Here is a 24,525-nt window from a genome sequence, read left to right on the forward strand (position 1 = left end):
GTGCTCTGGCCGGAACTGCGCAGTGATCGCCTGCGCGTTTGGCGTCAGTTTAGCAGATTGGGATTTGTGCTCTGGCCGGAACCAGCTGGCTGGAGCAACATTTACCGGGCCGAGTTTAGCAGATTGGGATTTGTGCTCTGGCCGGAACCGCCTTGCCGAAGTGCGCCAGCGCCTTGCTAGTTTAGCAGATTGGGATTTGTGCTCTGGCCGGAACGGGACAACTACTGCCCTGCCTCCGTATCGCAGTTTAGCAGATTGGGATTTGTGCTCTGGCCGGAACCGCATGCTGATGTGGCTTTTCCAATCGCACAGTTTAGCAGATTGGGATTTGTGCTCTGGCCGGAACTAACGATAACGCCGGTTCACGCCCTGCGAAAGTTTAGCAGATTGGGATTTGTGCTCTGGCCGGAACTGAAATCAAAGTGACCAGCCTGCTGGATATAGTTTAGCAGATTGGGATTTGTGCGTAAGCGCCCAACAGCCCCATCTCCCCAGCCCATAAAAACCAGCGCATGCTATGCCCATCAAAAAGGAGGCATAGGATGCACAGCAAATCACGCAAACAACGCAGGGAAGAATGGCTCGCGCACGTAAGGGCATGGCGCTTGAGCGGGCAAACGCAAACCGCATATTCCCGTCAGCATGAAATCAATCTGCCGGTCCTGCAATATTGGATCAAACGCAGCCGCACGACAGCAGAGCACAGCGCGCCGCTAACGCTGGTCGCCACGCAAGCGCCAGCCGACGTCATGCCGGCTTCCCCCGCTGGCCATCTCACCCTCGAAAGCGGAGTGCAGCGCCTGCATATTCCGCTGCATGTCACGCCGCAATGGCTGGCCGCATTACTGCGGGAGTTGGCATGAGTTGGCCGCAGCCTGGGCAAATTTGGCTGGTGCAAGAGGCGATTGATATGCGCGCCGGCATCGACAGTCTGGCCGCCCGTATTCAACACACCTTGGGACGCACGCCCAGCGACGGCGCGGCGTATGTGTTTCGCAATCGGCGCGCAAACCGTCTCAAGGCGCTGGTGTTTGACGCCAGCGGCATTTGGCTGTGTCAACGCCGTTTGCATCAAGGCGGCTTCACCTGGCCCGAAGCTGACGCACAACTTTTTATACTCAATCCTGCGCAATGGGAATGGCTTTGCAAAGGCGTCGATTGGCGCCGTTTGAGCGCGGATCGCATCCCGGATTGGCTGTATTAAAGCGCATTTTTGCAGCCATCGCATGGGCGCTTTCTCAAGCAGGAAAACACATGAAAAAAACCGCAAAAATCATGCCGTTTGCACAGAGCAATACACCGGCAAATGCTACACTTAGCGCATGGATTTCACTGCGCAAAAACACCGCTTGCAACACGCCGAAGGCATCCCGTCCCCGCTGCGGGAAGAGCTGCTGGCGCTGCTTGAGCAAGCCGCGCACGTCGAGCAAAATGCGTCCGCATTCGCGCAACGCGCCGCGCACGCCGAGCAAAAAGTCACATTGCTCGCACAGCAAGCCGCGCACGCAGAACGGCACGCTGCGCAACTGCAACAGCACAACGAAAGACTCCAGCAAGAAGTCGCGTATTTGCGCCGCATGCGTTACGGCGTCAAGAGCGAGCGGGTGGTGGATAGCCATCAGCGCAGCTTGTTCGAGGAAGACATTGAAGCCGACCTTGAAGCTGCGCAAGTCGAGTTGGATAAACTCGCGGCTGCGTCCCGGCAAGCCAAGCCGGCCAAGCAAAGGCGTCCCGGACGCCTGCCGTTGGCGGCGCACTTGCCGCGCGAAGACGTGTTGCACGAGCCGGCCAGTTACGACTGCCCGGAATGCGGCAAAGCGATGCGCAAAATTGGTGAAGATGTCACCGAAAAATTATCGGTGCAGCCCGCTGTGTTCAGCGTCAAGCGCCACCGCTATCCGAAATACGCCTGTCACGCTTGCCAAGCCATTCATCAAGCGCCAAGTGCGCCCTCGATTATTGACGGTGGCGGCGTCGAACACGATGTGCTGGCCTGGCTGGCGGTGGCGAAATACATCGATCATCTGCCGCTGTATCGCCTGGAACAGATCGGCGCACGCCATGAGGTTGCCTTGTCGCGCACCAAGCTGGCGCAGTGGGTGGGGCGTTTGGGCGTGGCGCTGGCGCCGCTGGCTGATCGCTTGGCCGAATTGCTGCGCCAGCGGCAATGCTTGCATGCCGATGAAACGCCGGTGGCGCAATTGGCGCCGAAGACGGGTAAAACCGAGCGCGGTTATCAATGGGTGTATCGCAGCAATGATCTGGAGCCGGGGCCGCGCATTGTGGTGTACGACTATCAGCCTTCGCGGAAGGGACAGCATGCGCGCAACATGCTGGATGGTTGGCGTGGCTATCTGATGGTGGATGCGTACTCCGGCTATGATGCCTTGTTTACTGGCGGCGTGGTGGAGCTGGGCTGCATGGCGCATGCGCGACGAAAATTCTTTGATTTGCATGCGACGCAGCCAACGCCGATCACGACCGAAGCCTTATTCCGCTTTGGCCAGCTGTACGAAATTGAGCGCGAAGCCAAGGAGATGAGCATCGAAGACCGCGCGGCCTTGCGACGACGAAAGAGCATACCATTGTTGACGGAGTTCGAGGCGTGGCTCACAGAAATCGGGGCCAGGGCGTCACCGTCCTCCGGCTTGCAAAAAGCGGTCATGTACACCATCAGCCGTTGGGCTTCGCGGGTGCGTTATGCGCACAGCGGCGATTTGCCGATTGACAATAATCCGGCAGAAAACGCCTTGCGCCCGATCGCTATCGGACGTAAGAATTGGCTGTTTTACGGCACCGAGCGCGCCGGCCACCGCGCATCAAGCATTATGTCTTTACTGACAACTGCCAAACTCAATGGCCTGGAACCGTATGCCTGGCTACTGGATACCCTCAATAAATTACCCACTTGGCCTACCAGCAGACTGGATGAGTTATTGCCGCTCGCGCCACTGCCTCAAGTTTGAAGGGGGGGCGTGGGCGCGTTGGGCGGTTACATTTGTGCTCTGGCCGGAACAAGCGCATAATCATCTGCGTTTGCCGTTGCAGTTTAGCAGATTGGGATTTGTGCTCTGGCCGGAACCATTTCTGGCCTGATTGGCTTGCCTGTGCGAGTTTAGCAGATTGGGATTTGTGCTCTGGCCGGAACCTGGGACAGGTCGCAACAAAGATTGCAGTCAGTTTAGCAGATTGGGATTTGTGCTCTGGCCGGAACCAGCCAATCGGGCCGGTGAACCACGGATTGAGTTTAGCAGATTGGGATTTGTGCTCTGGCCGGAACCACTCATGACGCCAGTTGTCACAACGCGGGAGTTTAGCAGATTGGGATTTGTGCTCTGGCCGGAACTCAACGCTCAGTGAATTGCCGTGATAGACGAGTTTAGCAGATTGGGATTTGTGCTCTGGCCGGAACCAATTGAAATGAAGCCGGAACCAGACATTAAGTTTAGCAGATTGGGATTTGTGCTCTGGCCGGAACCTGCGCTTGGAATACTGCCTGCTGTTCCTCAGTTTAGCAGATTGGGATTTGTGCTCTGGCCGGAACGGAGTATCGTCATATATCTCGCCAGATGCGAGTTTAGCAGATTGGGATTTGTGCTCTGGCCGGAACAATATCGATGTGCAGGAGTACGAGTACCGCAAGTTTAGCAGATTGGGATTTGTGCTCTGGCCGGAACAGCATCACAAACACGAAGATTGGATGAGACAGTTTAGCAGATTGGGATTTGTGCTCTGGCCGGAACCACGATGCGTAATGCTGTGCGCTCTGCGCGAGTTTAGCAGATTGGGATTTGTGCTCTGGCCGGAACCCTAGCCGGCGCGGACAGACTGCGCGCAATAGTTTAGCAGATTGGGATTTGTGCTCTGGCCGGAACCGGGCGGGAGGTGTTGCCGGGGGTGGTGGAAGTTTAGCAGATTGGGATTTGTGCTCTGGCCGGAACGTTATCTTCACCATAAGTGGGCTTGAGCAAAGTTTAGCAGATTGGGATTTGTGCTCTGGCCGGAACGGAACGGCAGAAATGTACAGCTTAATGCCTAGTTTAGCAGATTGGGATTTGTGCTCTGGCCGGAACCATTTTTCGCCAGTCATCCACATGCAAGGAGTTTAGCAGATTGGGATTTGTGCTCTGGCCGGAACTGTGGCTGGCTGTGGTGGTGGCGCCGGCGTGAGTTTAGCAGATTGGGATTTGTGCTCTGGCCGGAACTTGCAAAGCGCCGTGGCCAATGGCGCGCTGAGTTTAGCAGATTGGGATTTGTGCTCTGGCCGGAACGGCACCGTGTATCTGAGCAGCGACGGCGGGAGTTTAGCAGATTGGGATTTGTGCTCTGGCCGGAACTGTTACGGTTGCTGAAAATCGCGCCTAATTAGTTTAGCAGATTGGGATTTGTGCTCTGGCCGGAACGAGCGACATCTGCAGGCCGGTGTCGTGCACAGTTTAGCAGATTGGGATTTGTGCTCTGGCCGGAACCACGAAAGCGGCGGTTCCACCGCTTGAGGAGAGTTTAGCAGATTGGGATTTGTGCTCTGGCCGGAACTGCCTGGGCTACGTGCAAGCCGCCCAGCGCAGTTTAGCAGATTGGGATTTGTGCTCTGGCCGGAACGAAGAACTGCTCCACTACGCGCGCGTTGGCAGTTTAGCAGATTGGGATTTGTGCTCTGGCCGGAACCATTGCTTCAATGAAACCGCGCATAGAACCAGTTTAGCAGATTGGGATTTGTGCTCTGGCCGGAACCGGGACGCGATGAATAAAATGTGGTGGGCGAGTTTAGCAGATTGGGATTTGTGCTCTGGCCGGAACGCGGCCAAGCCGGGGTGTGAGGTGTGGAATAGTTTAGCAGATTGGGATTTGTGCTCTGGCCGGAACTGCCTGGGCTACGTGCAAGCCGCCCAGCGCAGTTTAGCAGATTGGGATTTGTGCTCTGGCCGGAACTGCCTGGGCTACGTGCAAGCCGCCCAGCGCAGTTTAGCAGATTGGGATTTGTGCTCTGGCCGGAACTGTGCAACGCAAGCGCCGCCTGTGACAGTTAGTTTAGCAGATTGGGATTTGTGCTCTGGCCGGAACTTGAATGGCTGGCTGAAAACAAGGCCGAGTAGTTTAGCAGATTGGGATTTGTGCTCTGGCCGGAACTGGGGCTGTCACTGCTCAACGCAGGCCGTAAGTTTAGCAGATTGGGATTTGTGCTCTGGCCGGAACGCGCGGGGCGGCGGCAGCGCGCTTTGCTGAAGTTTAGCAGATTGGGATTTGTGCTCTGGCCGGAACCCACCACATCGCACTCAGGCGCCTGACATCAGTTTAGCAGATTGGGATTTGTGCTCTGGCCGGAACCGCGTCGTTTAATTGAAAAAATGGCGCCAGAGTTTAGCAGATTGGGATTTGTGCTCTGGCCGGAACACCGGAAGCCTTCAGCGCATCGAAAATTGCAGTTTAGCAGATTGGGATTTGTGCTCTGGCCGGAACTATGGTGTGATACTTCTCTGTCTTGAGATTAGTTTAGCAGATTGGGATTTGTGCTCTGGCCGGAACGAGGTAAAAACGCGATAGAAGCAGACATACAGTTTAGCAGATTGGGATTTGTGCTCTGGCCGGAACGGCTGGTGGAGTCGCGCAAGGCCAGCACCAAGTTTAGCAGATTGGGATTTGTGCTCTGGCCGGAACTTGTATTGCATACAACTCACAATTGCGACTAGTTTAGCAGATTGGGATTTGTGCTCTGGCCGGAACCCCAGCACTACGCCCGATTCGCCATCCTCAAGTTTAGCAGATTGGGATTTGTGCTCTGGCCGGAACGGCTTGGCTGGCGCACTGCGTGAGCGGCGCAGTTTAGCAGATTGGGATTTGTGCTCTGGCCGGAACTCCAGCGGGGAACTTCCCTCATATTCGCCCAGTTTAGCAGATTGGGATTTGTGCTCTGGCCGGAACCACTGCCTGCTCGTGGGCATGTCTGGCGCGAGTTTAGCAGATTGGGATTTGTGCTCTGGCCGGAACTTTATGGTGGGCTGATCGGCATAGGCGCGCAGTTTAGCAGATTGGGATTGTGCTCTGGCCGGAACAAATGCGCGCTCGTGTGCATCGCGCAGCATAGTTTAGCAGATTGGGATTTGTGCTCTGGCCGGAACTGGCAAATCGGCGTCATCGTCGGCCCATCGAGTTTAGCAGATTGGGATTTGTGCTCTGGCCGGAACCCCAGCTCAACCTTGTATTCCGATGCGCTCAGTTTAGCAGATTGGGATTTGCGCTCTGGCCGGAACCACGCATACGCAGCCCACGAAATCACATGGAAATTTAGCAGATTGGGACTTGTGCCCTCTAGCCAGAATTCCTTCGTCGTAAGATGCATTTTTGCAGATTGTGATTTTCAATCTATCCCCCATCCGCTACCCACCCCGCACAAACCTTCCATACGCCGCAATCTTTTCCTGCAGCCGCGCCGCCAGGCAGGGGCTGGCGGCCCCGAGTGCGTTTAAGATCTGTCCCGCTTCGCTTTGATAACTGATGATTTTCGCGTCATCCCAGTAAAACGGCGGATGATATAAATTCGCAATCCGGTCTGCCAATTTCACCATCGCCACTTCGCGCGGCTGGCGCAAGATGCGCTGCAGGCTGTCGGCTAATTGCTGAGCCTTGGGCAACGCCGGATTTTTTGACAGGGCTTGCACGCCATCCGCCACGGCCAGGCCGAATTCCGCCGCAACGCTGGCGTAAGTGATGCCGCAGTCTTCCAGCGTGTCATGCAAGAGCGCACATTGCAGCGCCAAATCGCCATCCAGGCCAGGCCCCGCTTCCGCCTGCAAAGCCCAGCTGACTTCCATCGCCACGCTGGCCAGATGGTTGATATAGGCAATCTGTTCCCCCGGCAAAGCGCCGCCGTAAGTTTGCCCCTGATGCGCGCGGCTGGCGAACATCCACGCGCGTTGCCAGCTGTCCTGGCGCCAATTGATCTGCATCGCCCCCTCCTTTTTTGCCAAAGATTGCTGATTGTGGCACGCGCCGCGCATACCGGCAGCCTGTCAAAAGATTGCCCGGAATCAGCAAAAAATATGCGCCCGCTATCCAAAATTCAACTACAGGGACATATTATGTGCGGCAACCAAAAAACGGGACAGTTTACGCCCGGAATTCACATGCTTGCAAATTGCCGCGCCATATAATCGCCACGCCCATTTCAGGCATACCTATCTTCAGGAGAATAACAATGGCAATCATCAGCGGCACTGAGAACGACGATATTTTGTACGGCAGCAAAGAGAACGATAAGCTGTACGGCTATGGCGGCAACGACACTTTCCGCCTCATCACCGGCGGGGACAACAATGGAATTGATTGGTATGACGGCGGCAGCGGCGTGAATATGATTCAAGGCGGCTGGTCTTACGATGTGTTGCACGTCATGAATCATCTGGCGAATCTACAGAATATCCAGATTTTGGACGGCGGCGACGGCACAGCCGAATACAACACCGTGCAAGCCGGCCCGGACAGCGATTATCTGGATTTCTCGCAGATGATTGTGAAAAACTTTGTGCTGGACGGCGGGGCCGGCTTTGATGTGATCATCGGCACCGATGGCGGCGACGTCATTCGCGGCGGGCTGGACAATGACAAGCTGTATGGCGGCGCCGGCGATGACACCTTCCTGTTGCTGACCGGCGGCGATAAAAACGGCGTGGATTGGTATGAAGGCGGGACGGGTCACAACACCATTAAAGGCGACTGGTCTTACGATGTGTTGCACGTCATGGACGGTCTGCAAAATCTGCAAAACATTCACCTGCTGGACGGCGGCGACGGTACCCCGGCTTACAACACCGTGCTGGCCACGGATGCGGATGAGACGCTGAATTTCTCCAAGATCACGGTGAAGAATTTTGTGCTGGATGGGGCTGGCGGTAATGATGTGATCATCGCCACCGAAGCCGGCGATGTGATTCGCGGCGGGGCCGGCAATGACAAGCTGTATGCGGAAGGCGGCGATGACACCTTCCTGTTAATCACCGGCGGCGATAAAAACGGCCTGGATTATTACGATGGCGGGGCCGGTCTCAACCGCATTACCGGCGACTGGTCTTATGATGTGCTGCATGTGGAAAACAAGCTGATGAATCTGCAAAACATTCAGATTCTGGATGGCGGCGACAAGACGTGGAGCTACAACGTGGTGCAAGCCGGCAAGGGCGATGACAGTCTGGATTTCAGCAAGTACCAGGTCAATTATTTCACTATCGACGGCGGCGATGGCAATGACGCGATTATCGGCAATGATGATGTGAACCATATCCGTGGCGGGGCCGGTCACGACACCATCAGCGGCGCCGGCGGCGACGATGTGTTGTCCGGCCAGGCTGGCGATGATGTGTTCCAACTGATTACCGGCGGCGATTTCAACGGCACGGATTGGTATGACGGCGGCAGCGGCGTCAACAGCATCGTGGGCGGCTGGTCGTATGATGTTTTGCATGTGGTGGACCAGTTGGCGAATCTGAAAAACATCCAGATTCTGGATGGCGGCGACGGCACAACTGCCTACAACACGGTGTTGGCCAGCGATGCGCATGAGACGCTGGACTTTTCCGGCATGCTGGTGAAAAACTTTGTGCTGGATGGCGCCGGCGGCAATGATCTGATCATTGGCGGCAAGGGTGATGATGAGATTCGCGGCGGGGCCGGCGATGATAAGCTGTATGGCGGCGCTGGCGATGACAGCTTCCTGTTAATCACCGGCGGCGATAAAAACGGCCTGGATCTGTTTGTCGGCGGCGATGGCGTCAACACCATCAAAGGCGGCTGGTCTTACGATGTGCTGCATGTCATGAATCATCTGGAAAATCTGCAAAACATCCAGGTGCTGGACGGCGGCGACGGCACAGCCAGCTACAACACGGTGCTGGGTACGGCGCAAGACGACTATCTGGACTTCTCGCATATGGTGGTGAAAAACTTTGTGCTGGACGGGGCGCAAGGCAATGATGCGATTTACGGCTCCAAGGGCGATGACGTGATCCGTGGCGGCGCAGGCAATGACAAGCTGAATGGCGGGGCCGGCGATGACACCTTCCTCTTGATTACCGGCGGCGATAAAAACGGTTTTGATTACTACGATGGCGGAGCCGGCTTTAACGTCATCAAGGGTGATTGGTCATATGACGTGCTGCATGTGGATAATCTGCTGTCGAATCTGGTGAATATTCAGATGATTGACGGCGGCGACGGCACGGCGGCGTATAACAGCGTGCTGGCCACGCCGGATGCGGATACGCTGCCGTTTTACAGCATGACGCTGCGCAATCTGACGATCAAAGGCGGGGCCGGCAATGACATCATCGGCCTGTCCCGTTTGGCGGATCAAAGCGTGCATTACCAAGGCAATGAAGGGGATGACCGCTTTGTGTTTGAAACCGACATCCGGGTCGCAGTGATTGACGACTTTAATCAGGCTGGCAATGACGTGCTGGATTTGCGCGCCTGGCAAGTCAAGGATCTGCAGACTTTGCAGCATCAATCCTTCCAGGTCGGCGCAGATGTTGTGATCAATGTCGCAAGCGGCGCCCAAATCACGTTGATCGGGACGCAGCTGGCGCAATTGGATTGGACTGGCGCGAGCGACTTCCTGCTTTGATGGGGTGCAAGGCATGCCGGACTTTGCCGGCATGCCTTTTTTAGCATCTGCGCGCGCGGCTTGCAAAAATACCGCCAACATGGCGTATGCCGCGCGCCTTTCGGCTAAGCTATGCTGATGACGGCTCACGCCGTTTTATTGGCTGCAACACTCTTGAGCTGGGCCTGTATATGACCGATCTCGTACTCACTCTCAAGCCGCAGCTGCTGCACAATCCTGATCTGGATCTGCGCTATGCCATCCCCGACATACTGGCCAGCCGCTCACACGGCAATATTCAAGGCGCAGGCTTTGACTATGAAGAACAGGAAGATGGCGCCGCCGCGCTGCTGACAATCTTTCTGTGCGTGAGTGATTTGCCGGCGGCTTTAAGCATCATCAGCGCGGTTTTGTACAGTGAAACTGTGCTGGAAAACCAACTCGCGCCCGCCGCCGCTTTGTATCTTCAAGAAGGCGCACAGCTGACATTGCTCAACTTGGGCGATGAAAAGACATGGACTTTGTAAGGGATCATCCCCGCGCCTGCGGGGAACAGCGCATGCAGCGCATACGCCTCACTGCCGTGGTGCGTATGCGCGACCGCTCCTGTACCGGGGAATCAAACCCTGCTCATCATCAGCCATGCCCTGCGACAGGCGCAGGGCGAACGGCTTGCGCCACTGTGCTTTTGCTGTGACAGGACAAAGGCGCGGCCCTGCATAGAGCGGGCGCAAGCATGCATCAGTTGTAAGCCGGTATGCGCGAGCGATCAATCACGATCGCCGCATCAAAATGTTGATCCAGGCGATCAAGCTGCAAATGCATCCCCCAGTTCATAAAATTCAGCGGCCTATGCAGCCAGTTATCGCCATCCCCGGCCGCATCGCGCGCAGGAATCGGCAAATATAAGGCCCCCAGCCGCAAGCTGTGCGCATACGCCTCTAAAGAATCCGCTGGCGGCAAACGCACCGGCATACTGTTGCGAAAATTATTTGCGTTCTCCCCGCGCAACATGAATAAGCCAATGGTAAATAACTGATCCTGCCATTCTTTGGCCAGATACGACCCCATAGGCGCGCCTGCAGCACTCCCCCATTGACTGGCGCGTGAGATATGCGCGTTATGCGCCCAGACCATGATTTTCTCCTGCGGGTAAGCCAGCTTGGCCAGCCCGCTGATGCTGCGCGCCATGGCCGGATCGCGCCCCTGGTAAGAATGGGGGTCGAGATGGCGCGCACGCAAACTGAGCAGGCGGTCTTGCAAAGACTGCAAGCCCAGATACGCCATATTGCGCACAAAACGCTGACTGTCATCAGCTTGCGCCCGATACGGTTCAAAGGTCTGGATCAAGCGCGCCATTTCCTGCTCATAGCGTGCGCCTTCGGCCAAAAAAGCCTGGCACGACGCCGCAGCCGGAGCGGAAGCACAAGCCGTCCCTTTCTGCGCAAGCGCGAACACAGCTTCGATCAGCGCGCCGGTGTTCTGCAAAGCGGCATCATTTGTCTGCCGCAGCACAGGCGCGAGCCAGTTGCTGACGCGCTCTGCATTATCGTAAGGCGTACTGGATTCTTGCCAGTCAAAGCCGGCCAGACGTAAAGGCCGGGAACTGGCCTGGGTGCTGTCGATATAGCGGAATAATTCATCCAATTCCTGCGTCGCCCAAACGGCAAACACACATGCCTGACGCGGCGGCACGCTGCGGCGCGCCAGGTATTCCTGATCCTGCAAATGACAGCCGATCAATGAAGACTCAAAGGCCAGCACGTTATAACCCAATTCCTGATGCATGAATTTGACCATGCGCACCTTGATTTGATTGAATTCGCGCGAGCCATGCGAGCTTTCGCCCAATTGCACAATGCGTTTACCTGCTAATTCCTGACGCAAAAACGCCAAGTCAGAAAAATCGCGGTCAAACACCAGGGAGCGGATTTTGCGATGATTTTGCTGCAGCCAGGCGCTTTCCTGGGCGGTCGGGGTAAAGCCGGTCGCCAAGGCGCTGGTCGCCAGCTCATCATCGCTCAATAATTTGGCCTGGGTCAGGTCAGGTTCCAGGTTGACGCTGGATGGGGGGGTAGCCACAGGCGCCGGACTGGCGCCACCGGACGCGCCGCCGCCACAAGCTGTCAGGCCAGCCAGCAGCGCAGCCAGAAAAAGTCGATTGCAAAGATGCCTCAAATTATTTTTTTTCATAGTAAATATGGATGGAGGAAAAAGGGGCGCAGCGGGTGCGGGCAGTGCGCCGGGGCGCCGGGGTGCCTGTATCGACTGCAAAACAGTATCAGGCAGAACGGAAAATGCCTGTGAGAAATAGAAATTACAGCAAGCCCCGTTTCATCCCCTGAAAGTCAAGCAGCAGATCGCGCAGAGTATCCCATAGCTGGCGGCGCAGCACAGATTTGCGCATAAAAATCTGCGCCCCCGGCCAGCCGATGGAGCAGACGATGGCGGCGCATACGAGGTTGTGATGATGAATGCGATGAGATATTCCGGATTATCCGCGCGAATGCGGGGAACACTTTGTCGAGATGCTTGCGCCAGATGATGTGCCCGGATCATCCGCGCGCCTGCGGGGAACACTTGCCGCACCCCTCTCTTTTTTCTTACACAAGCCGGTGGCAGGGAATTGAAGTCCTTCGCCCCGCCACCAGCCTTCGCTTCATTTGTGGGAAGAAATTGCACATGTCATCGGATCATCCCCGCGCCTGCGGGGAACACGTGAGGGTTTTCTTTGCTGTCATGATTTCATCCGGATCATCTCCGCGCCTGCGGGGTGCCGCCAGATCATCGCACGAAGACACCCAAAGTTCGACGGGACAAACTGTTTATGTGGCTAAGAATTTATGATGCTATCGAATACAGCAAGGCTTCCGAGGAAGATGTGATTCCAGAATTTTATGGGAAACAGCGTAAACCGTCTGATCCAGATTGGGATAGTACTCGCAAGAAACTTAAGTATGATTTGAAACGGGCAAGGCAAATGGTCAAACAAGATTATTTGTTCTTAGTGCCGCTGGACTATCTACAAGAGAAATCATACTTCAAGGATATCCGCAAAGAGAAAGCGGATGAATCTCCGCCTTCGGATTTGTCCACGTAAGTCTATGAATTTTGTGTAGCCAGCCTTGTAGTCAAGCTGGCTTTTTCAAAAAAAGAATTAGTAACTCATTGATTTTATTGAAGAAATATTTCACATCAGAATGACATCATATTGCTCTTGATGATACGAAGTCTCGACCTGCAGTGAGATTTTCTTGCCGATGAAGTCGCCCAGCATGGCCAGGTGTTGCGATTCTTCTTCCAGGAATAAATCGACCACTTCCTGCGAGGCCAGGATGCGGAATTCGCGCGGGTTGAATTGTTTGGCTTCGCGCAGCAATTCACGCAAAATTTCGTAGCATATCGTGCGCGAGGTTTTGACCTGGCCACGGCCACCGCAGGCGGGACAGGGTTCGCACAGCACATGGGCCAGCGATTCGCGTGTGCGCTTGCGCGTCATTTCCACCAGGCCAAGCGCGGAAAAGCTGCTGACCGAGACCTTGGTGCGGTCGCGCGACAGGGCTTTTTTCAATTCGGCCAGCACGGCGTTGCGGTGCTCGGCGTTTTCCATGTCGATGAAATCGAGGATGATGATGCCGCCCAGATTGCGCAGGCGCAGTTGGCGCGCAATCGCATGCGCCGCTTCCAGATTGGTTTTGAAAATGGTGTCGGCGAAATTGCGTCCACCCACATAGCCGCCGGTATTCACGTCGATGGTGGTCATGGCCTCGGTTTGATCGACGATCAGATAGCCGCCTGATTTCAAATCGACGCGCCGCCCCAATGCGCGCAAAATTTCTTCTTCCACGCCATATAAATCAAACAGCGGACGTTCGCCGGTGTAGTGCTGCAGGCGCGCCAGCTCTTTTGGCATATAGGCGCTGGAGAATTCGCTCAAGGCCAGATAGTTTTCTCGCGAATCGACAAAAATCGCATTCGTTTCATCATTCACGAAATCGCGCAAGACGCGCTGCGCCAGATTTAAATCCTGATACAGCAATGAGGTCGGCGGTTTGCTGCGCGCTGCGGCGCCGATGGCGCTCCAGATTTTGCGCAGGTAGTCGATATCGGCTTGCATATCGGCGTCGCTCGCCTCTTCCGCCACGGTGCGCACAATGAAGCCGCCTTTTTCATCCGGCGGCAACAGGCTTTGCAGGCGGCTGCGCAATTGTTCGCGCTCCGCTTCGTTTTCGATTTTTTGCGAAATGCCGATGTGATTATCTTGCGGCAGATAGACCAGCATGCGTCCGGCAATCGAGATCTGGGTGGACAGGCGCGCGCCTTTGCTGCCAATCGGATCTTTGATCACTTGCACCGTCAAGACCTGGCCGTCAAACAGCATCTTTTCAATCGGCGTCAAGTTGCCGCTTTCGCCGCTGCGCGCTTCCCAGATATCGGCCACATGCAAAAACGCGGCGCGCTCCAGGCCGATGTCGATAAAGGCCGATTGCATGCCGGGCAGGACGCGCACCACTTTGCCCAGATACACATTGCCGGTTAATCCCCGCGAATGGGTGCGCTCGATATGCAATTCCTGGACGGCGCCCTGTATCACCAGGGCGACCCGGGTTTCCTGCGGGGTGATATTGATCAGCAAATCTTCACTCATGGCGCTCTCAAGGGGCAAATCCTGCTTGTTGCAACAGTTGGAGGGTGTCGTACAGCGGCAATCCCATGATGCCGGAATAGCTGCCTTCGATATGCGAGATAAACGCGGCGGCCTGGCCTTGAATGCCATAGCCGCCGGCTTTGTCATACGGTTCGCTGCCGCTGCAATAACGCACAATTTGCGCGTCATTCAAGGGCGAAAATTCAACTTGCGAGACCTGGGTATGCTGCCAGGTCTGTTCCTGCCAATGCAGGGCGATGGAGGTCAGCACTTGATGGCGGCGCCCGGCTAAGCGGCGCAGCATGGCTTGCGCTTCGGCGTTATTGGCGGGCTTGCCTAAGATGTCGCCGTCAATGCTGACCGTGGTGTCGGCGCATAAAATCGGCCGCAGCGGTAAATGGCGCATGGCTTGCACATGCGCCGCGCAGGCGACTTTTTCCAGCGTCACGCGGCGCACATAATCCGCCGCCGCTTCGCCCGGCATGGCCAGTTCTGTCACGTCCGGCCCGCGCGGGGCCTGTTCGCGTAAAAACAGAATTTCAAAGTCCACCCCGATTTGGCGCAGCAATTCGCGGCGGCGCGGGCTTTTCGAGGCCAGCCAGATTTTTTTGTCCAGCTTCATGTCTCCCCCTCAGGTCAAACCCGGTGATATGGATGATTTTGGGTGATGCTCCAGGCGCGGTAGAGCTGTTCGGCCAGCAGCACGCGCACCATGCCGTGCGGCATGGTCAGGCTGGACAGGCGCAACAGCATATCGGCCTGTTGTTTGATGGCGGGGTCGAGGCCATCGGCGCCGCCGATGATGAAGGCGCAGTCGCGTCCATCCTGGCGCCATTGTTCGAGCTGGCGGGCGAGCTGGGCGCTGCTGAGGTCGCGCCCGCGCTCATCCAGCGCAATGATGCGTGCGCCCTTGGGCAGGGCGGCTTCAATTTTGACGCGCTCTTGCGCCATCACGCTTTCCGCCGTGCGGCCGCCGCTACGCTCAATCGGTTTGATTTCTTTGAGCGCAAGGCGCAGCTCCGGCGGCATGCGTTTGGCGTATTCAGCAAAGCCCTGGTTGATCCAGTCGGGCATTTTGTGCCCGACTGCGGCAATCAGCAATTGCATGGCGCGCCGCTCATTCCCCGCTCTTGACGCGACGGATCACGCGCTTGGCCGGGGCGGCGGGTTTTTCCGCTGCTTTTTCCGTCGCTTTGCGTGCGGCGGTCTTGGCGGCTTTCACTTCTTTCAGTTCTGCGGTGACAGACTTGGACTGAGCCACTTTGACCTTGGCGCCGCGCGCCACTTTCGGGGCCGGTGCGGCGCTTTCCACTGCCTCATCGCTGACTGTGGATTTGCGGCTGCGCGGTTTTTTCGCGGCCACCACTTGCTGCACTTGTTCGCTGACGGCGCTGACGGCGGTTTTGCGGGCGCGGGTCTTGGGCGCGGCGGGCGCTTCGGCGCCGGCGGCGCTCTTGCGGGCGCGCGGTTTGGCCGGGGCGGCGTCTGCGTCTTCTGCGGTTTTGCGGGTGCTGCGGCGTTTCGGCGCGCTTTCTTCCGGCGCATCCTGCATTGCCGCCAGATGCTTGCTGGTTTTCACCGGCTCTGCGGTCTTGGTGCTCTTGGGCGCGTTCTTGCGCTTGGCGGCGCGTTTCGCTTCGTCGATTGAAATCGGCTTATCGCCCCAGATTTCTTCCAGACGGTAGTAAGCGCGGATCGGCGCTTGCATGATATGCACCAGCATATCGTTGAGGTCCACCAACACCCATTCGCCGGTGTCTTCGCCTTCCAGGCCGACCACGCTGCCGCCGGCCTCTTTGACTTTGTCGCGCACCGATGCTGCCAGGGCGCGGGTTTGCCGGTTGGAGGTGCCGGTGGCGATCACGATGCGCTCAAACAGGCTGCTTAAATGGGTGGTGTCAAACAGGCGGATATCCTGCGCTTTGACGTCTTCCAGCGCGTCGATCACGAGCGCCTGTAATTTATTAATTTCCATGTCGGTACAATTGATGATATTGAATATAGTCTAACACTTTGGCTGGCAGCAGTTGCGCCAATTCCTCTTGCACTGCAGGGGCCAAGTGCGCGCCCTGGTTCTGCAGCAGTTCGCGCACCCGGGTAGCCGAAGCCGGGTGCGCCATGGGCGGCAATTGCACTGCGCTGCCAAAAGGCTGCGTGCGCAACTGTGCCAAATCAGCGAGACGCGCCTGCGCTTGCGCCTCGCCTTGAATCGTAAAACCGGGACGCATGGCCACCGCCAGATGCGCCAGTTCAAATAGTCTGGGCCATTCGCGCCAGGTGTGCAGGCGCTGCCATTGGTCGGCGCCGATCACAAACACCATCGCCACCTGCGGCCCCAATTCGGCGCGCATTTGCTGCAAGGTCTGCACGGTGTAATTCGGGCTTTGCTGATGCAATTCGCGCTGGTCAAAATACAGCGGCAAGCCGGTCTCGGCAAACGCCAGTTGCAACATTGCCAGTCTTTGTTCGCAACTGGCTTGCAGGCCGCCTTTTTGCCAGGGACAGCCAACTGGCAGCAGGCGCAATTCATCCGCCTGCAGCGCGCTATGGACGTGGCGGCCCAGCGCCACATGCCCAAGATGGGCCGGATCAAAACTGCCGCCCAGAATCGCGATGCAGGGCCGCATGCTCACTCCGCGAGCCAGTCGCGCACCGGCAAGAAGTCGCTGTACAGCGCGGCTTCCGCGCTGCCGGCCTCCGGTTGCCAGTCGTAGCGCCATTTGACGATCGGCGGCATGGACATCAAAATCGACTCGGTGCGCCCGCCGGATTGCAGGCCGAACAGGGTGCCACGGTCAAACACCAGATTGAATTCGACATAGCGGCCACGGCGGTATGCCTGGAAATCGCGTTCGCGCTCGCCATATGGCAGGGCGCGCCGGCGCTGCACGATGGGCTGATAGGCCGGGATGAAGGCGTCGCCGATATGGCGCGTCATGGCGAAGCTTTCTTCCCAGCTCAAGCGATGGAAGTCGTCGAAGAAAATCCCGCCCACGCCGCGCGCTTCTTTGCGATGTTTCAGATAAAAATAGTCATCGCACCAGCGTTTGAATTCGGCATGCAAATCGGCCCCGCCGGCTGTCGGCGCCAGCGCCGCGCGGCAAGTCTGATGGAAGTGGCGCGCATCTTCGGCAAAGCCGTAATACGGGGTTAGATCCATGCCGCCGCCAAACCACCAGACGCTTTCTTCTTCCGGGTTGCGCGCATACGCTTCAAAGTAGCGCACATTCATGTGCACCGTCGGCACATAGGGGTTGCGCGGATGCAGCACCAGGGACACGCCCATGGCTTGCCAGGGACGGCCCGCCAATTGCGGGCGGTTGGCCATGGCCGAGGGCGGCAACTGGCTGCCCTGCACATGCGAGAAATTGACGCCGCCGCGCTCAAACAAATCGCCCTCTTCGATCAAGCGTGAAATCCCGCCGCCGCCTTCCGGCCTGTCCCAGGCATCGGTGCGGAACGGCTGGCCATCGGCGTTTTGCAGCGCTTGCACGATGGATTCCTGCAGGTTCAGCAAATATTGTTTGACGGCTGCGGTATCCGGTTGTTGGCGGGTGTTTTCTGTCATCTTGTTCGGCTCTGGGCTGGGGCGTTATATTTTCAGTTTATTCGATGCAATTGTTGTTGCTGTAAGAACTGCATTCGCGGCTAAAGCCGCTCCTACCGGCTGACGCATTTTCATAGTCTGTCATTCGCGGCTAAAGCCGCACCTGCGGCTTGATCAGGCTGTTTCTCAAAAAACAAAGCGGCCCGGACAGCTCCGGGCCGCAATGTCTGACGCATCCGGCTCAAGCCGCCGGGTGTTTCATGCCGCGCCAGCCGATGTCGCGCCGGTATTGCATGCCATCGAAATGGATTTTTTCCACTGTGTCATACACATGCTTTTGCGCCATCTTGACACTGTCGCCCAGGCCGACCACGCACAGCACGCGCCCGCCCGAGGTTTGCAACTGGCCGTCTTGCAGCACGGTGCCGGCATGGAAGGTGGTGCACTCGGCAGTATCCGCCGGAATGCCGCGAATCACATCGCCCTTGCGCGGATCTTCCGGGTAGCCGGCGGCGGCCAGCACCACGCCCAGCGCGGTGCGGCGATCCCATTCGAGTTCGACCGCATCCAGCGCGCCATGCAAGGCTTGCTCAAACACATGCGCCAAATCGGTTTTCAGGCGCGCCATGATGGGCTGGGTTTCCGGATCGCCCATGCGGCAATTGAATTCCAGCGTCTTCGGATTGCCTTTGTCATCAATCATCAAACCGGCGTACAGGAAACCGGAATACGGAATGCCGTCGCGCGCCATGCCTTGCACCGTGGGATTGATGATTTCACGCATCACGCGCGCATGCAGCGAGGGGGTGATGATGGGGGCCGGCGAGTAAGCGCCCATGCCGCCGGTGTTCGGCCCTTCGTCCTGATCGCGCAAACGCTTGTGATCCTGGCTGGTGGCCAAGGCCAGCACATGCTTGCCATCCACCATCACGATAAAGCTGGCTTCTTCGCCCGCCAGAAATTCTTCAATCACCACGCGGCAACCGGCGCTGCCCAGCTTGTTGTCGGACAACATCATGTCCACCGCTTGATGCGCTTCGTCCAGGGTCTGCGCCACCACCACGCCCTTGCCGGCTGCCAGGCCGTCGGCCTTGATCACAATCGGCGCGCCTTTTTCATTCAGATAAGCGTGCGCCGCTGCGGCGTCGGTGAAGGTTTGGTACTCAGCGGTGGGAATGTTATGCCGCACCATGAAAGCTTTGGCGAAGTCTTTTGAACTTTCCAGTTGCGCGGCTTCTTTGGTCGGGCCGAAAATTTTCAAGTCCTGGGCGCGGAACAGATTCACAATCCCGGCCGCCAGCGGCGCTTCCGGGCCGACCACGGTGAAATCGATGTGCTCACTGCGCACAAAATCAGCCAGCTCCTGCGGCGCGGACAATGCGACATTGCACATGCGCGCATCGCGCGCCGTGCCGCCATTGCCAGGCGCCACATACACCATGGTGACGCGCTCGGATTGCGCCAGTTTCCAGGCCAGGGCATGTTCACGCCCGCCGCCGCCAACAACCAGAATTTTCATAAGAACTTATTCCCAAGAGAAGCAAGACGGCATTACAGATCAACGGTCACGTTGGTGAAAACTTCCTGCACGTCGTCCAGATTTTCCAGCGCATCCAGCAGTTTTTGCATTTTCACCGCGTCGTCGCCTGTGACCGTGGTTTCATTGTCGGGACGCATCACGATTTCCGCCACCTCCGGTTTGAAACCGGCGGCTTCCACTTTTTCTTTGATGGCGGCAAAATCATTTGGCGGGCACAGCACTTCAAAGCCGCCCTCATCATCCGCGATCACATCATCGGCGCCGGCTTCGAGCGCGGCTTCCATCAATTTATCTTCGTCCACGCCGGGCGCAAAAAACATCTGGCCGCAGTGTTTGAACATGAAGGCGACCGAACCTTCGGTTCCCATATTGCCGCCGAATTTGGAGAAGGCGTGGCGCACTTCGGCCACGGTGCGCACCCGGTTATCGGTCATGCAATCGACGATAATCGCCGCGCCGCCGATGCCATAGCCCTCGTAACGCACTTCTTCGTAGTTGGCGCCGTCCAGACCGCCGGTGCCGCGCTGAATCGCGCGCGTCACGTTGTCCTTCGGCATATTCGCATCCGCCGCCTTATCGACCGCCAGGCGCAGACGCGGATTGGTGTTGATATCGCCGCCGCCCATACGCGCAGCGACCGTGATTTCTTTGATCAGACGGGTCCAGATCTTGCCGCGCTTGGCGTCAGTGGCCGCCTTTTTGTGCTTGATGTTAGCCCATTTGCTATGTCCAGCCATGTTCTTTCTTTCTGTCAACCATTGGGAATGGGCCTGGATTTTACCACAATGCGCCCCGGCGCCAAAGCCGCCAGCGGGCAAACGCTGTTTGTGCATAGATTGCTGCTAAAATCGACAGCTGCACGCAAATGCGCGCGCCACCAGAGAGAACACAGCCATGAGCATTGCCCATATCGTCAGCATTGAGCGCACCGGCGGGCCGGAAGTCTTGCGTTACCACCAGCAGGAAGTGGCGGCGCCGGCGGCGGGCGAAATCCAGGTCAGGCAATACGCCTGCGGTTTGAATTTCATCGATATTTATTTCCGCAGCGGCTTATACCCGCATCCGCTGCCAACTGCGCTGGGGATGGAAGGCGCAGGCGAAGTGGTGGCGGTAGGCGCAGGGGTTCAGGATTTCGCGCCGGGCGACCGCATCGCCTATGCCGGCAGGCCGAACGGCGCTTACGCCAGCCTGCGCAATATGCCGGCCGCCATCGCGCTCAAATTGCCGCCGGAGATTGACTATGCAACCGGGGCGGCGATGATGTTGCAGGGCTTGACGGTGCAATATCTGCTGCGCCGCACCTGCCCTTTGCAAGCCGGCGACACCGTGCTGTTTCACGCCGCAGCCGGCGGGGTCGGCTTAATCGCCTGCCAATGGGCGCGCGCGCTGGGTGTGAATTTGATCGGCACTGCCGGTTCCGATGAAAAACTGGCGCTGGCCAAAGCGCATGGCGCGGCGCATGTGATCAATTACCGCACTGAAAATTTTGTCGAACGGGTGCGCGAGCTGACCAATGGGGCCGGCGTCAAAGTGGTGTACGACTCGATCGGCAAAGACACGTTTTACCAATCGCTGGACTGCCTGCGCCCGCTAGGCATGATGGTCAGTTTCGGCAACGCTTCCGGCGCTGTGCCGGCTTTCGACCTGGGCGAATTAAGCAAACGCGGTTCGCTCTTCATCACCCGCCCCACCCTGTTCGCCTACACCGCGCAACGCGCTGATCTGGAAGCGATGGGTGCGGAACTGTTCAGCATGGTGCAAAGCGGCCAGATCAAGATTGATGTGCGCCAGCGCTACGCCCTGGCTGACGCGGCGCAAGCGCATATCGAGATGGAAGCGCGCAGCACCATTGGCAGCAGTATTTTGATTCCGGAGCATGCATGAGTAATAAAGGAGACAGCCCGCGTTTTGGCTTGCTGCTGCTGGCCCTGTTGGGTGTGGTCGGCCTGGTGGTGTTGATCACCTTCGCCTCACTGGCCTGGTACACCTGAGTATGAAAGTCCAAACCCGCGACGACTTGATGCAATGCATCGCCGAAGCCCTGCACCAGGAAAAGATGCAGGATGGCATGCTGGCGGCGCAAGCGGATATCGAACAGCGGCTGGATACCGGCGAAGTGGCCGGGTTCATCGGTAAATTTTTACAACAACATTGGGTGCATGTATTAGCCGAGGCGCACGCCAGCGAAGAAGATGAAAAAATCGTCGCGGTGCGGCAAGTGCTGGACGATTTGATCTGGAGCACCACGCCCAAGGCCACGGCGGAGGAGCGCAAAAATCTGCTGTCGCGCCTGCCGGCGATTGTGCGCGACTTGAGCCAGCACCTGGACGCGATCAACTGGCACGGCCAGGCGCGGCAACATTTCTTCGCCAAGCTGGCGCAACGCCAGGCCACCTATGCGCGCGCCGCACTGACGCCGCGCCAGAAGATCGAATATGCCGTGACGGTAGCGCAGCGCGCCAGTGAAAGATTGATGGAGCGCCAGGATAAGCCGCCGCGCATGCTGGACGAGGCGAACCGCACCGTGGATGCGATGCGGCAGGGGCAGTGGATGGATTTTCAATTCACGCCTTACAGCGCAGAACCGATGCTGCGCTACAAGCTGGCCTGGATCAGCCCCGGTCACAGCCGTTTTATTTTCGTGCGCGACGATGGGGCCGATTTCTTCTCCATCGCCGACGAAGACTTGGCGCGCGCGCTGCGGGAAAAAGAGGCGGTGTGCGTGTGGCAACATGAAAAACCGGCGCATATTCCCGTTGGCAAACCGCTGTTGTGGCGCGATTGAGCCGGGTTTCACAATATTGCGCCGCGCGGGCATAAAAGCATGCCCCCTGCCCGGCTGCGCAAGAAATACGGTTTTTACGCCCCCATTAGCGCAACGGCCAAAACCACACTTCTTTTGCAGAAAAATAACAAGCAGAATGGCACACTTGCGCGGCATTACTTGGCTCAATCAAATCAATGTGCCCGCCTGAATAACCTTCAATTTTCCAGAAAAAAACAATCCCTCTTTTCCCCACCAGTTTTCCAGGCGCTTCAATTGTTCGATAAATTTGTGGTTTCCCAAGAAAATCCGGCTTTGCCAGCTGATCGGCCAACAACTTGGCCCCCGGTTCCACAGTCCTGCCTTTAAATTTTCCAACCCTGACTTTCAAGCGCCCATTGATTGGTGCGCCATGTTTGAGAAGCGCCAAACTCATGCGCGTAGCACAGGTATTGACATACCCGGCATTCTGTTTAATCAAATCATCTTGGACATAGCCAATCTCATGGTACAAATCAGCGCCGGAGACATACGCCAAACTGAACTTATCTGAAGAATAGTGGTATTTCTTCAATGAAAAGTACGATAATTTCATTTACGCCCCTTTTTGCAGGCAAGCTTTTTTTGCAGAATTTCAGAGATAACTGAAGAAGCCCTTCTTTTTAACTTCTCTGGATCACTGTTTTTAAAACCCTCATAAACCATTTCATCCAATGAAATGGTTTTCACCAGCTTATAATCACACCAAGCACTGCCTTCAGTTGCATCCAATACGCCAAGCAAATACATTTCAGCAAAACGACGCTCCTGCATGTTTTTGCTCATATAAGCAGCAAAAAATTCGGATGCAATCAAATTATTATTTTCAATAATCATTGATTGTGGATGTTTCTCTGATTTCAGCAGCTTACTGTCTGCAGCAACCACTTGCAACATGCCAAGCAAAGCCAAGCCAAACAGTGTTATAAAAACCTTTCCAATCATCAAGATTCCCCTATGGCAATTTTATTGAGATGAAAATCAGAATTGCAAATTTTATTGCAAAGTAATTGCAAAGTAATTGCAAAGTAATTGCAAGCCAGGTAAATAGTGGCAGTTGATTTTATCACATCGAATTCACATGCCAGTCAATCACTGCATTTTCGACGCTGCTTCAGTTTTTGTTCAGTGATGTGCAAGACCTCACCCGCGTGCGCATCATCCCCGAGGCGCGCGATGCGCAATAGTCGCGGGAATGAGCGCGGCAGGCTAAGGATTGCGGATGATGAGACTGTTATCCGATGCGGGTATTGCAAAAGATATTGTATGACAGTGATCAAAACCATCCGGCAACAGGGCATGCCGCTACGCCTTGACCACCGACAAACTTTAGCTCCACCAGCGGCTGCTGAATTGCTTGTGTGAAGGGTTGGAGGCCCTGAATCGGCGCATGTGGAGGGCCAAGGCTGTTTTCGCGGCTAAAGCCGCCCCTGCCGATTTTCAGCCGCCAAAACGGGATGCGGCAGGTTCAGATTGCATTCCGCCGCCCGCTATTTAAACTCCCGCGAAAACTGGCGCACGCTGCCATTCACGCCCGGAAACCCCTCCAGCGCGCCATCCAGCATAAAGCCCAGCACCCGTTCCAGATGGTCATCGCGGGTTTCATTATCGACCAGGGCTTCAAATAAAATCTGCTGGTCGGCGTTGCGCACCAGGGCTAAGCGCAAGCGTCTTTGCATATTCGGAAAAGGCGATTCGCGATACACATACACCAGGCCGCGTCTATGCCAGGGGTCATACGCCAGACTTGGCGCATACCAGCGCCCGGGGCTGTGCCAGGGGCCAAAATATGGGCCGTAGTGCGGGCCGAAATACGGCCCCCAGTACACTGCGTTCCAGGACGACAGCGGCGCATGCAAAAAGGGGCCGCGCGCCCAAGTGCGCCACAGCCGGCCATGACTGGCGAACATCACATCATCGAGCTGATACACGCTTTGCGCATATTGCGCCACTTGCAATACCACTTGCATGTCGGCGCCGGCGGCGACTTCGGTAAAGCCCAAGGCTTGCAAGCGCGGGCGCAGCAGTTGCAAAAATTGTTGATAGGTTTGCTCGTCGCCCTCTTCGCGCGCGCTGACGCTGGCGAATGCATAGCTTTGCGGCGCCGCCTGCGCCGGCCATTGCTGTTTGATGCGCACTTCGCTGTGCAAGGTCAGGCTGCAGGCGCTAAGCAGCATACTGCATAACAACAAGACCCAGATTTCCAGCCGCAAACCCCGGCGGCAATTCATCGGCTTCATACATCCTCCACACAAATCAGCGCCGCACCGGTTTTGCGGCAAGCCAGCATAAACAGCGTGATTGCAACACGCACGCTTATATTGTATTACCCCGGCCTGAGATGCGCGGGGCGGGCTGGCCCGGGTTGCCTTGTGGCGCCAGGGGTGTCGGA

The 24,525-nt window shown here is 56.8% G+C and carries 21 protein-coding genes and 2 CRISPR repeat arrays (1 of these 23 running past the window's edge); of the genes, 8 read left to right on the forward strand and 13 right to left on the reverse strand.

The window, feature by feature from the left end:
* A CRISPR array of direct repeats spans positions 1-478; the repeat unit is 36 nt; unit sequence AGTTTAGCAGATTGGGATTTGTGCTCTGGCCGGAAC; it begins 2,462 nt to the left of the window's first position.
* A 64-nt stretch (positions 479-542) separates the two neighbouring features.
* From V8J88_RS17860 to V8J88_RS17870, 3 genes are all read left to right on the forward strand, one after another.
* Entirely contained in the window at positions 543-863 is a 321-nt protein-coding gene (locus V8J88_RS17860) for a hypothetical protein (RefSeq protein ID WP_338845586.1), read from the forward strand.
* Positions 860-1,204, forward strand: a complete 345-nt coding sequence (gene tnpB / locus V8J88_RS17865) for an IS66 family insertion sequence element accessory protein TnpB (RefSeq protein ID WP_338845587.1) — start codon at positions 860-862, stop codon at positions 1,202-1,204. Before V8J88_RS17860 ends, tnpB begins: the two co-directional genes overlap by 4 nt.
* Before the next feature lie 118 nt (positions 1,205-1,322).
* Positions 1,323-2,966, forward strand: a complete 1,644-nt coding sequence (locus V8J88_RS17870; protein ID WP_338845588.1) for an IS66 family transposase — start codon at positions 1,323-1,325, stop codon at positions 2,964-2,966.
* Positions 2,967-2,980: 14 nt separating this feature from the next.
* A CRISPR array of direct repeats spans positions 2,981-6,318; the repeat unit is 36 nt; unit sequence AGTTTAGCAGATTGGGATTTGTGCTCTGGCCGGAAC.
* Positions 6,319-6,377: 59 nt separating this feature from the next.
* Here the strand turns inward: V8J88_RS17870 and V8J88_RS17875 are convergent.
* Positions 6,378-6,947, reverse strand: coding sequence for an HD domain-containing protein (locus V8J88_RS17875; protein WP_338845589.1), 570 nt, complete (start codon positions 6,945-6,947; stop codon positions 6,378-6,380).
* A 248-nt stretch (positions 6,948-7,195) separates the two neighbouring features.
* Between V8J88_RS17875 and V8J88_RS17880 the strand changes: the two genes are divergently transcribed.
* Positions 7,196-9,616 carry a calcium-binding protein gene (locus V8J88_RS17880; RefSeq protein WP_338845590.1) on the forward strand — a complete coding sequence of 807 codons (2,421 nt, stop codon included), beginning with the start codon at positions 7,196-7,198 and terminating at the stop codon, positions 9,614-9,616.
* Positions 9,617-9,786: 170 nt separating this feature from the next.
* Positions 9,787-10,122 (forward strand): hypothetical protein, encoded by a 336-nt coding sequence (locus V8J88_RS17885; protein WP_338845591.1) that lies wholly within the window; start codon positions 9,787-9,789, stop codon positions 10,120-10,122.
* Positions 10,123-10,336: 214 nt separating this feature from the next.
* Here V8J88_RS17885 and V8J88_RS17890 read toward each other — a convergent pair whose 3' ends face one another.
* Positions 10,337-11,677 carry an erythromycin esterase family protein gene (locus V8J88_RS17890; RefSeq protein WP_338845592.1) on the reverse strand — a complete coding sequence of 447 codons (1,341 nt, stop codon included), beginning with the start codon at positions 11,675-11,677 and terminating at the stop codon, positions 10,337-10,339.
* Positions 11,678-12,368: 691 nt separating this feature from the next.
* Between V8J88_RS17890 and V8J88_RS17895 the strand changes: the two genes are divergently transcribed.
* A complete protein-coding gene (locus tag V8J88_RS17895; protein ID WP_338845593.1) occupies positions 12,369-12,695 on the forward strand; it encodes a hypothetical protein in 327 nt (108 codons plus the stop codon).
* A gap of 90 nt (positions 12,696-12,785) precedes the next feature.
* On the opposite strand, the gene rng is transcribed toward V8J88_RS17895, so the two are convergent.
* The 8 genes from rng to V8J88_RS17935 form a co-directional block, all read right to left on the reverse strand.
* Positions 12,786-14,243, reverse strand: a complete 1,458-nt coding sequence (rng, locus tag V8J88_RS17900) for a ribonuclease G (RefSeq protein WP_338845594.1) — start codon at positions 14,241-14,243, stop codon at positions 12,786-12,788.
* 7 nt (positions 14,244-14,250) lie between these two features.
* The gene (locus V8J88_RS17905) at positions 14,251-14,865 is read right to left on the reverse strand and encodes a nucleoside triphosphate pyrophosphatase (RefSeq protein ID WP_338845595.1); all 615 of its coding nucleotides are present in this window, start codon (positions 14,863-14,865) and stop codon (positions 14,251-14,253) included.
* A gap of 14 nt (positions 14,866-14,879) precedes the next feature.
* A complete protein-coding gene (gene rlmH / locus V8J88_RS17910) occupies positions 14,880-15,350 on the reverse strand; it encodes a 23S rRNA (pseudouridine(1915)-N(3))-methyltransferase RlmH (RefSeq protein ID WP_338845596.1) in 471 nt (156 codons plus the stop codon).
* A gap of 10 nt (positions 15,351-15,360) precedes the next feature.
* Entirely contained in the window at positions 15,361-16,218 is an 858-nt protein-coding gene (gene rsfS, locus V8J88_RS17915; protein ID WP_338845597.1) for a ribosome silencing factor, read from the reverse strand.
* Entirely contained in the window at positions 16,208-16,870 is a 663-nt protein-coding gene (nadD, locus tag V8J88_RS17920; RefSeq protein ID WP_338845598.1) for a nicotinate (nicotinamide) nucleotide adenylyltransferase, read from the reverse strand. Before nadD ends, rsfS begins: the two co-directional genes overlap by 11 nt.
* Before the next feature lie 2 nt (positions 16,871-16,872).
* Entirely contained in the window at positions 16,873-17,811 is a 939-nt protein-coding gene (gene hemF, locus V8J88_RS17925) for an oxygen-dependent coproporphyrinogen oxidase (protein ID WP_338845599.1), read from the reverse strand.
* 220 nt (positions 17,812-18,031) lie between these two features.
* Positions 18,032-19,309, reverse strand: coding sequence for a phosphoribosylamine--glycine ligase (gene purD, locus V8J88_RS17930; RefSeq protein ID WP_338845600.1), 1,278 nt, complete (start codon positions 19,307-19,309; stop codon positions 18,032-18,034).
* Between the two features lie 32 nt (positions 19,310-19,341).
* Positions 19,342-20,067, reverse strand: coding sequence for a YebC/PmpR family DNA-binding transcriptional regulator (locus V8J88_RS17935; protein WP_338845601.1), 726 nt, complete (start codon positions 20,065-20,067; stop codon positions 19,342-19,344).
* Between the two features lie 163 nt (positions 20,068-20,230).
* Here V8J88_RS17935 and V8J88_RS17940 point away from each other — a divergent pair, with 163 nt between their 5' ends.
* Positions 20,231-21,214 (forward strand): quinone oxidoreductase, encoded by a 984-nt coding sequence (locus V8J88_RS17940; RefSeq protein WP_338849920.1) that lies wholly within the window; start codon positions 20,231-20,233, stop codon positions 21,212-21,214.
* A 109-nt stretch (positions 21,215-21,323) separates the two neighbouring features.
* On the forward strand, positions 21,324-22,115 hold the full coding sequence (locus tag V8J88_RS17945; protein WP_338845602.1) for a DUF1631 family protein: 792 nt from the start codon (positions 21,324-21,326) through the stop codon (positions 22,113-22,115).
* Between the two features lie 85 nt (positions 22,116-22,200).
* On the opposite strand, the gene V8J88_RS17950 is transcribed toward V8J88_RS17945, so the two are convergent.
* From V8J88_RS17950 to V8J88_RS17960, 3 genes are all read right to left on the reverse strand, one after another.
* On the reverse strand, positions 22,201-22,689 hold the full coding sequence (locus V8J88_RS17950) for a T6SS effector amidase Tae4 family protein (RefSeq protein WP_338845603.1): 489 nt from the start codon (positions 22,687-22,689) through the stop codon (positions 22,201-22,203).
* Entirely contained in the window at positions 22,686-23,078 is a 393-nt protein-coding gene (locus V8J88_RS17955) for a Rap1a/Tai family immunity protein (protein WP_338845604.1), read from the reverse strand. The genes V8J88_RS17950 and V8J88_RS17955 overlap by 4 nt, the downstream gene beginning before the upstream one ends.
* Before the next feature lie 545 nt (positions 23,079-23,623).
* Positions 23,624-24,373: a DUF4136 domain-containing protein gene (locus V8J88_RS17960; RefSeq protein WP_338845605.1), complete on the reverse strand. Its 750-nt coding sequence runs from the start codon at positions 24,371-24,373 to the stop codon at positions 23,624-23,626.
* Positions 24,374-24,525: the final 152 nt, after the last annotated feature.

The sequence above is a fragment of the Massilia sp. W12 genome (assembly GCF_037300705.1).
Classification (GTDB): domain Bacteria; phylum Pseudomonadota; class Gammaproteobacteria; order Burkholderiales; family Burkholderiaceae_D; genus JACPVY01.

Coding starts and splice junctions, on each gene's coding strand:
- V8J88_RS17935 (WP_338845601.1), bottom strand. CDS start 20,067: ATGGCTGGACATAGCAAATGGGCTAACATCAAGCACAAAAAGGCGGCC.
- hemF (WP_338845599.1), bottom strand. CDS start 17,811: ATGACAGAAAACACCCGCCAACAACCGGATACCGCAGCCGTCAAACAA.
- tnpB (WP_338845587.1), top strand. CDS start 860: ATGAGTTGGCCGCAGCCTGGGCAAATTTGGCTGGTGCAAGAGGCGATT.
- purD (WP_338845600.1), bottom strand. CDS start 19,309: ATGAAAATTCTGGTTGTTGGCGGCGGCGGGCGTGAACATGCCCTGGCC.
- V8J88_RS17870 (WP_338845588.1), top strand. CDS start 1,323: ATGGATTTCACTGCGCAAAAACACCGCTTGCAACACGCCGAAGGCATC.
- V8J88_RS17950 (WP_338845603.1), bottom strand. CDS start 22,689: ATGAAATTATCGTACTTTTCATTGAAGAAATACCACTATTCTTCAGAT.
- V8J88_RS17955 (WP_338845604.1), bottom strand. CDS start 23,078: ATGATTGGAAAGGTTTTTATAACACTGTTTGGCTTGGCTTTGCTTGGC.
- V8J88_RS17885 (WP_338845591.1), top strand. CDS start 9,787: ATGACCGATCTCGTACTCACTCTCAAGCCGCAGCTGCTGCACAATCCT.
- V8J88_RS17880 (WP_338845590.1), top strand. CDS start 7,196: ATGGCAATCATCAGCGGCACTGAGAACGACGATATTTTGTACGGCAGC.
- rlmH (WP_338845596.1), bottom strand. CDS start 15,350: ATGCAATTGCTGATTGCCGCAGTCGGGCACAAAATGCCCGACTGGATC.
- rsfS (WP_338845597.1), bottom strand. CDS start 16,218: ATGGAAATTAATAAATTACAGGCGCTCGTGATCGACGCGCTGGAAGAC.
- V8J88_RS17945 (WP_338845602.1), top strand. CDS start 21,324: ATGAAAGTCCAAACCCGCGACGACTTGATGCAATGCATCGCCGAAGCC.
- V8J88_RS17875 (WP_338845589.1), bottom strand. CDS start 6,947: ATGCAGATCAATTGGCGCCAGGACAGCTGGCAACGCGCGTGGATGTTC.
- V8J88_RS17960 (WP_338845605.1), bottom strand. CDS start 24,373: ATGAAGCCGATGAATTGCCGCCGGGGTTTGCGGCTGGAAATCTGGGTC.
- V8J88_RS17905 (WP_338845595.1), bottom strand. CDS start 14,865: ATGAAGCTGGACAAAAAAATCTGGCTGGCCTCGAAAAGCCCGCGCCGC.
- V8J88_RS17860 (WP_338845586.1), top strand. CDS start 543: ATGCACAGCAAATCACGCAAACAACGCAGGGAAGAATGGCTCGCGCAC.
- nadD (WP_338845598.1), bottom strand. CDS start 16,870: ATGCGGCCCTGCATCGCGATTCTGGGCGGCAGTTTTGATCCGGCCCAT.
- rng (WP_338845594.1), bottom strand. CDS start 14,243: ATGAGTGAAGATTTGCTGATCAATATCACCCCGCAGGAAACCCGGGTC.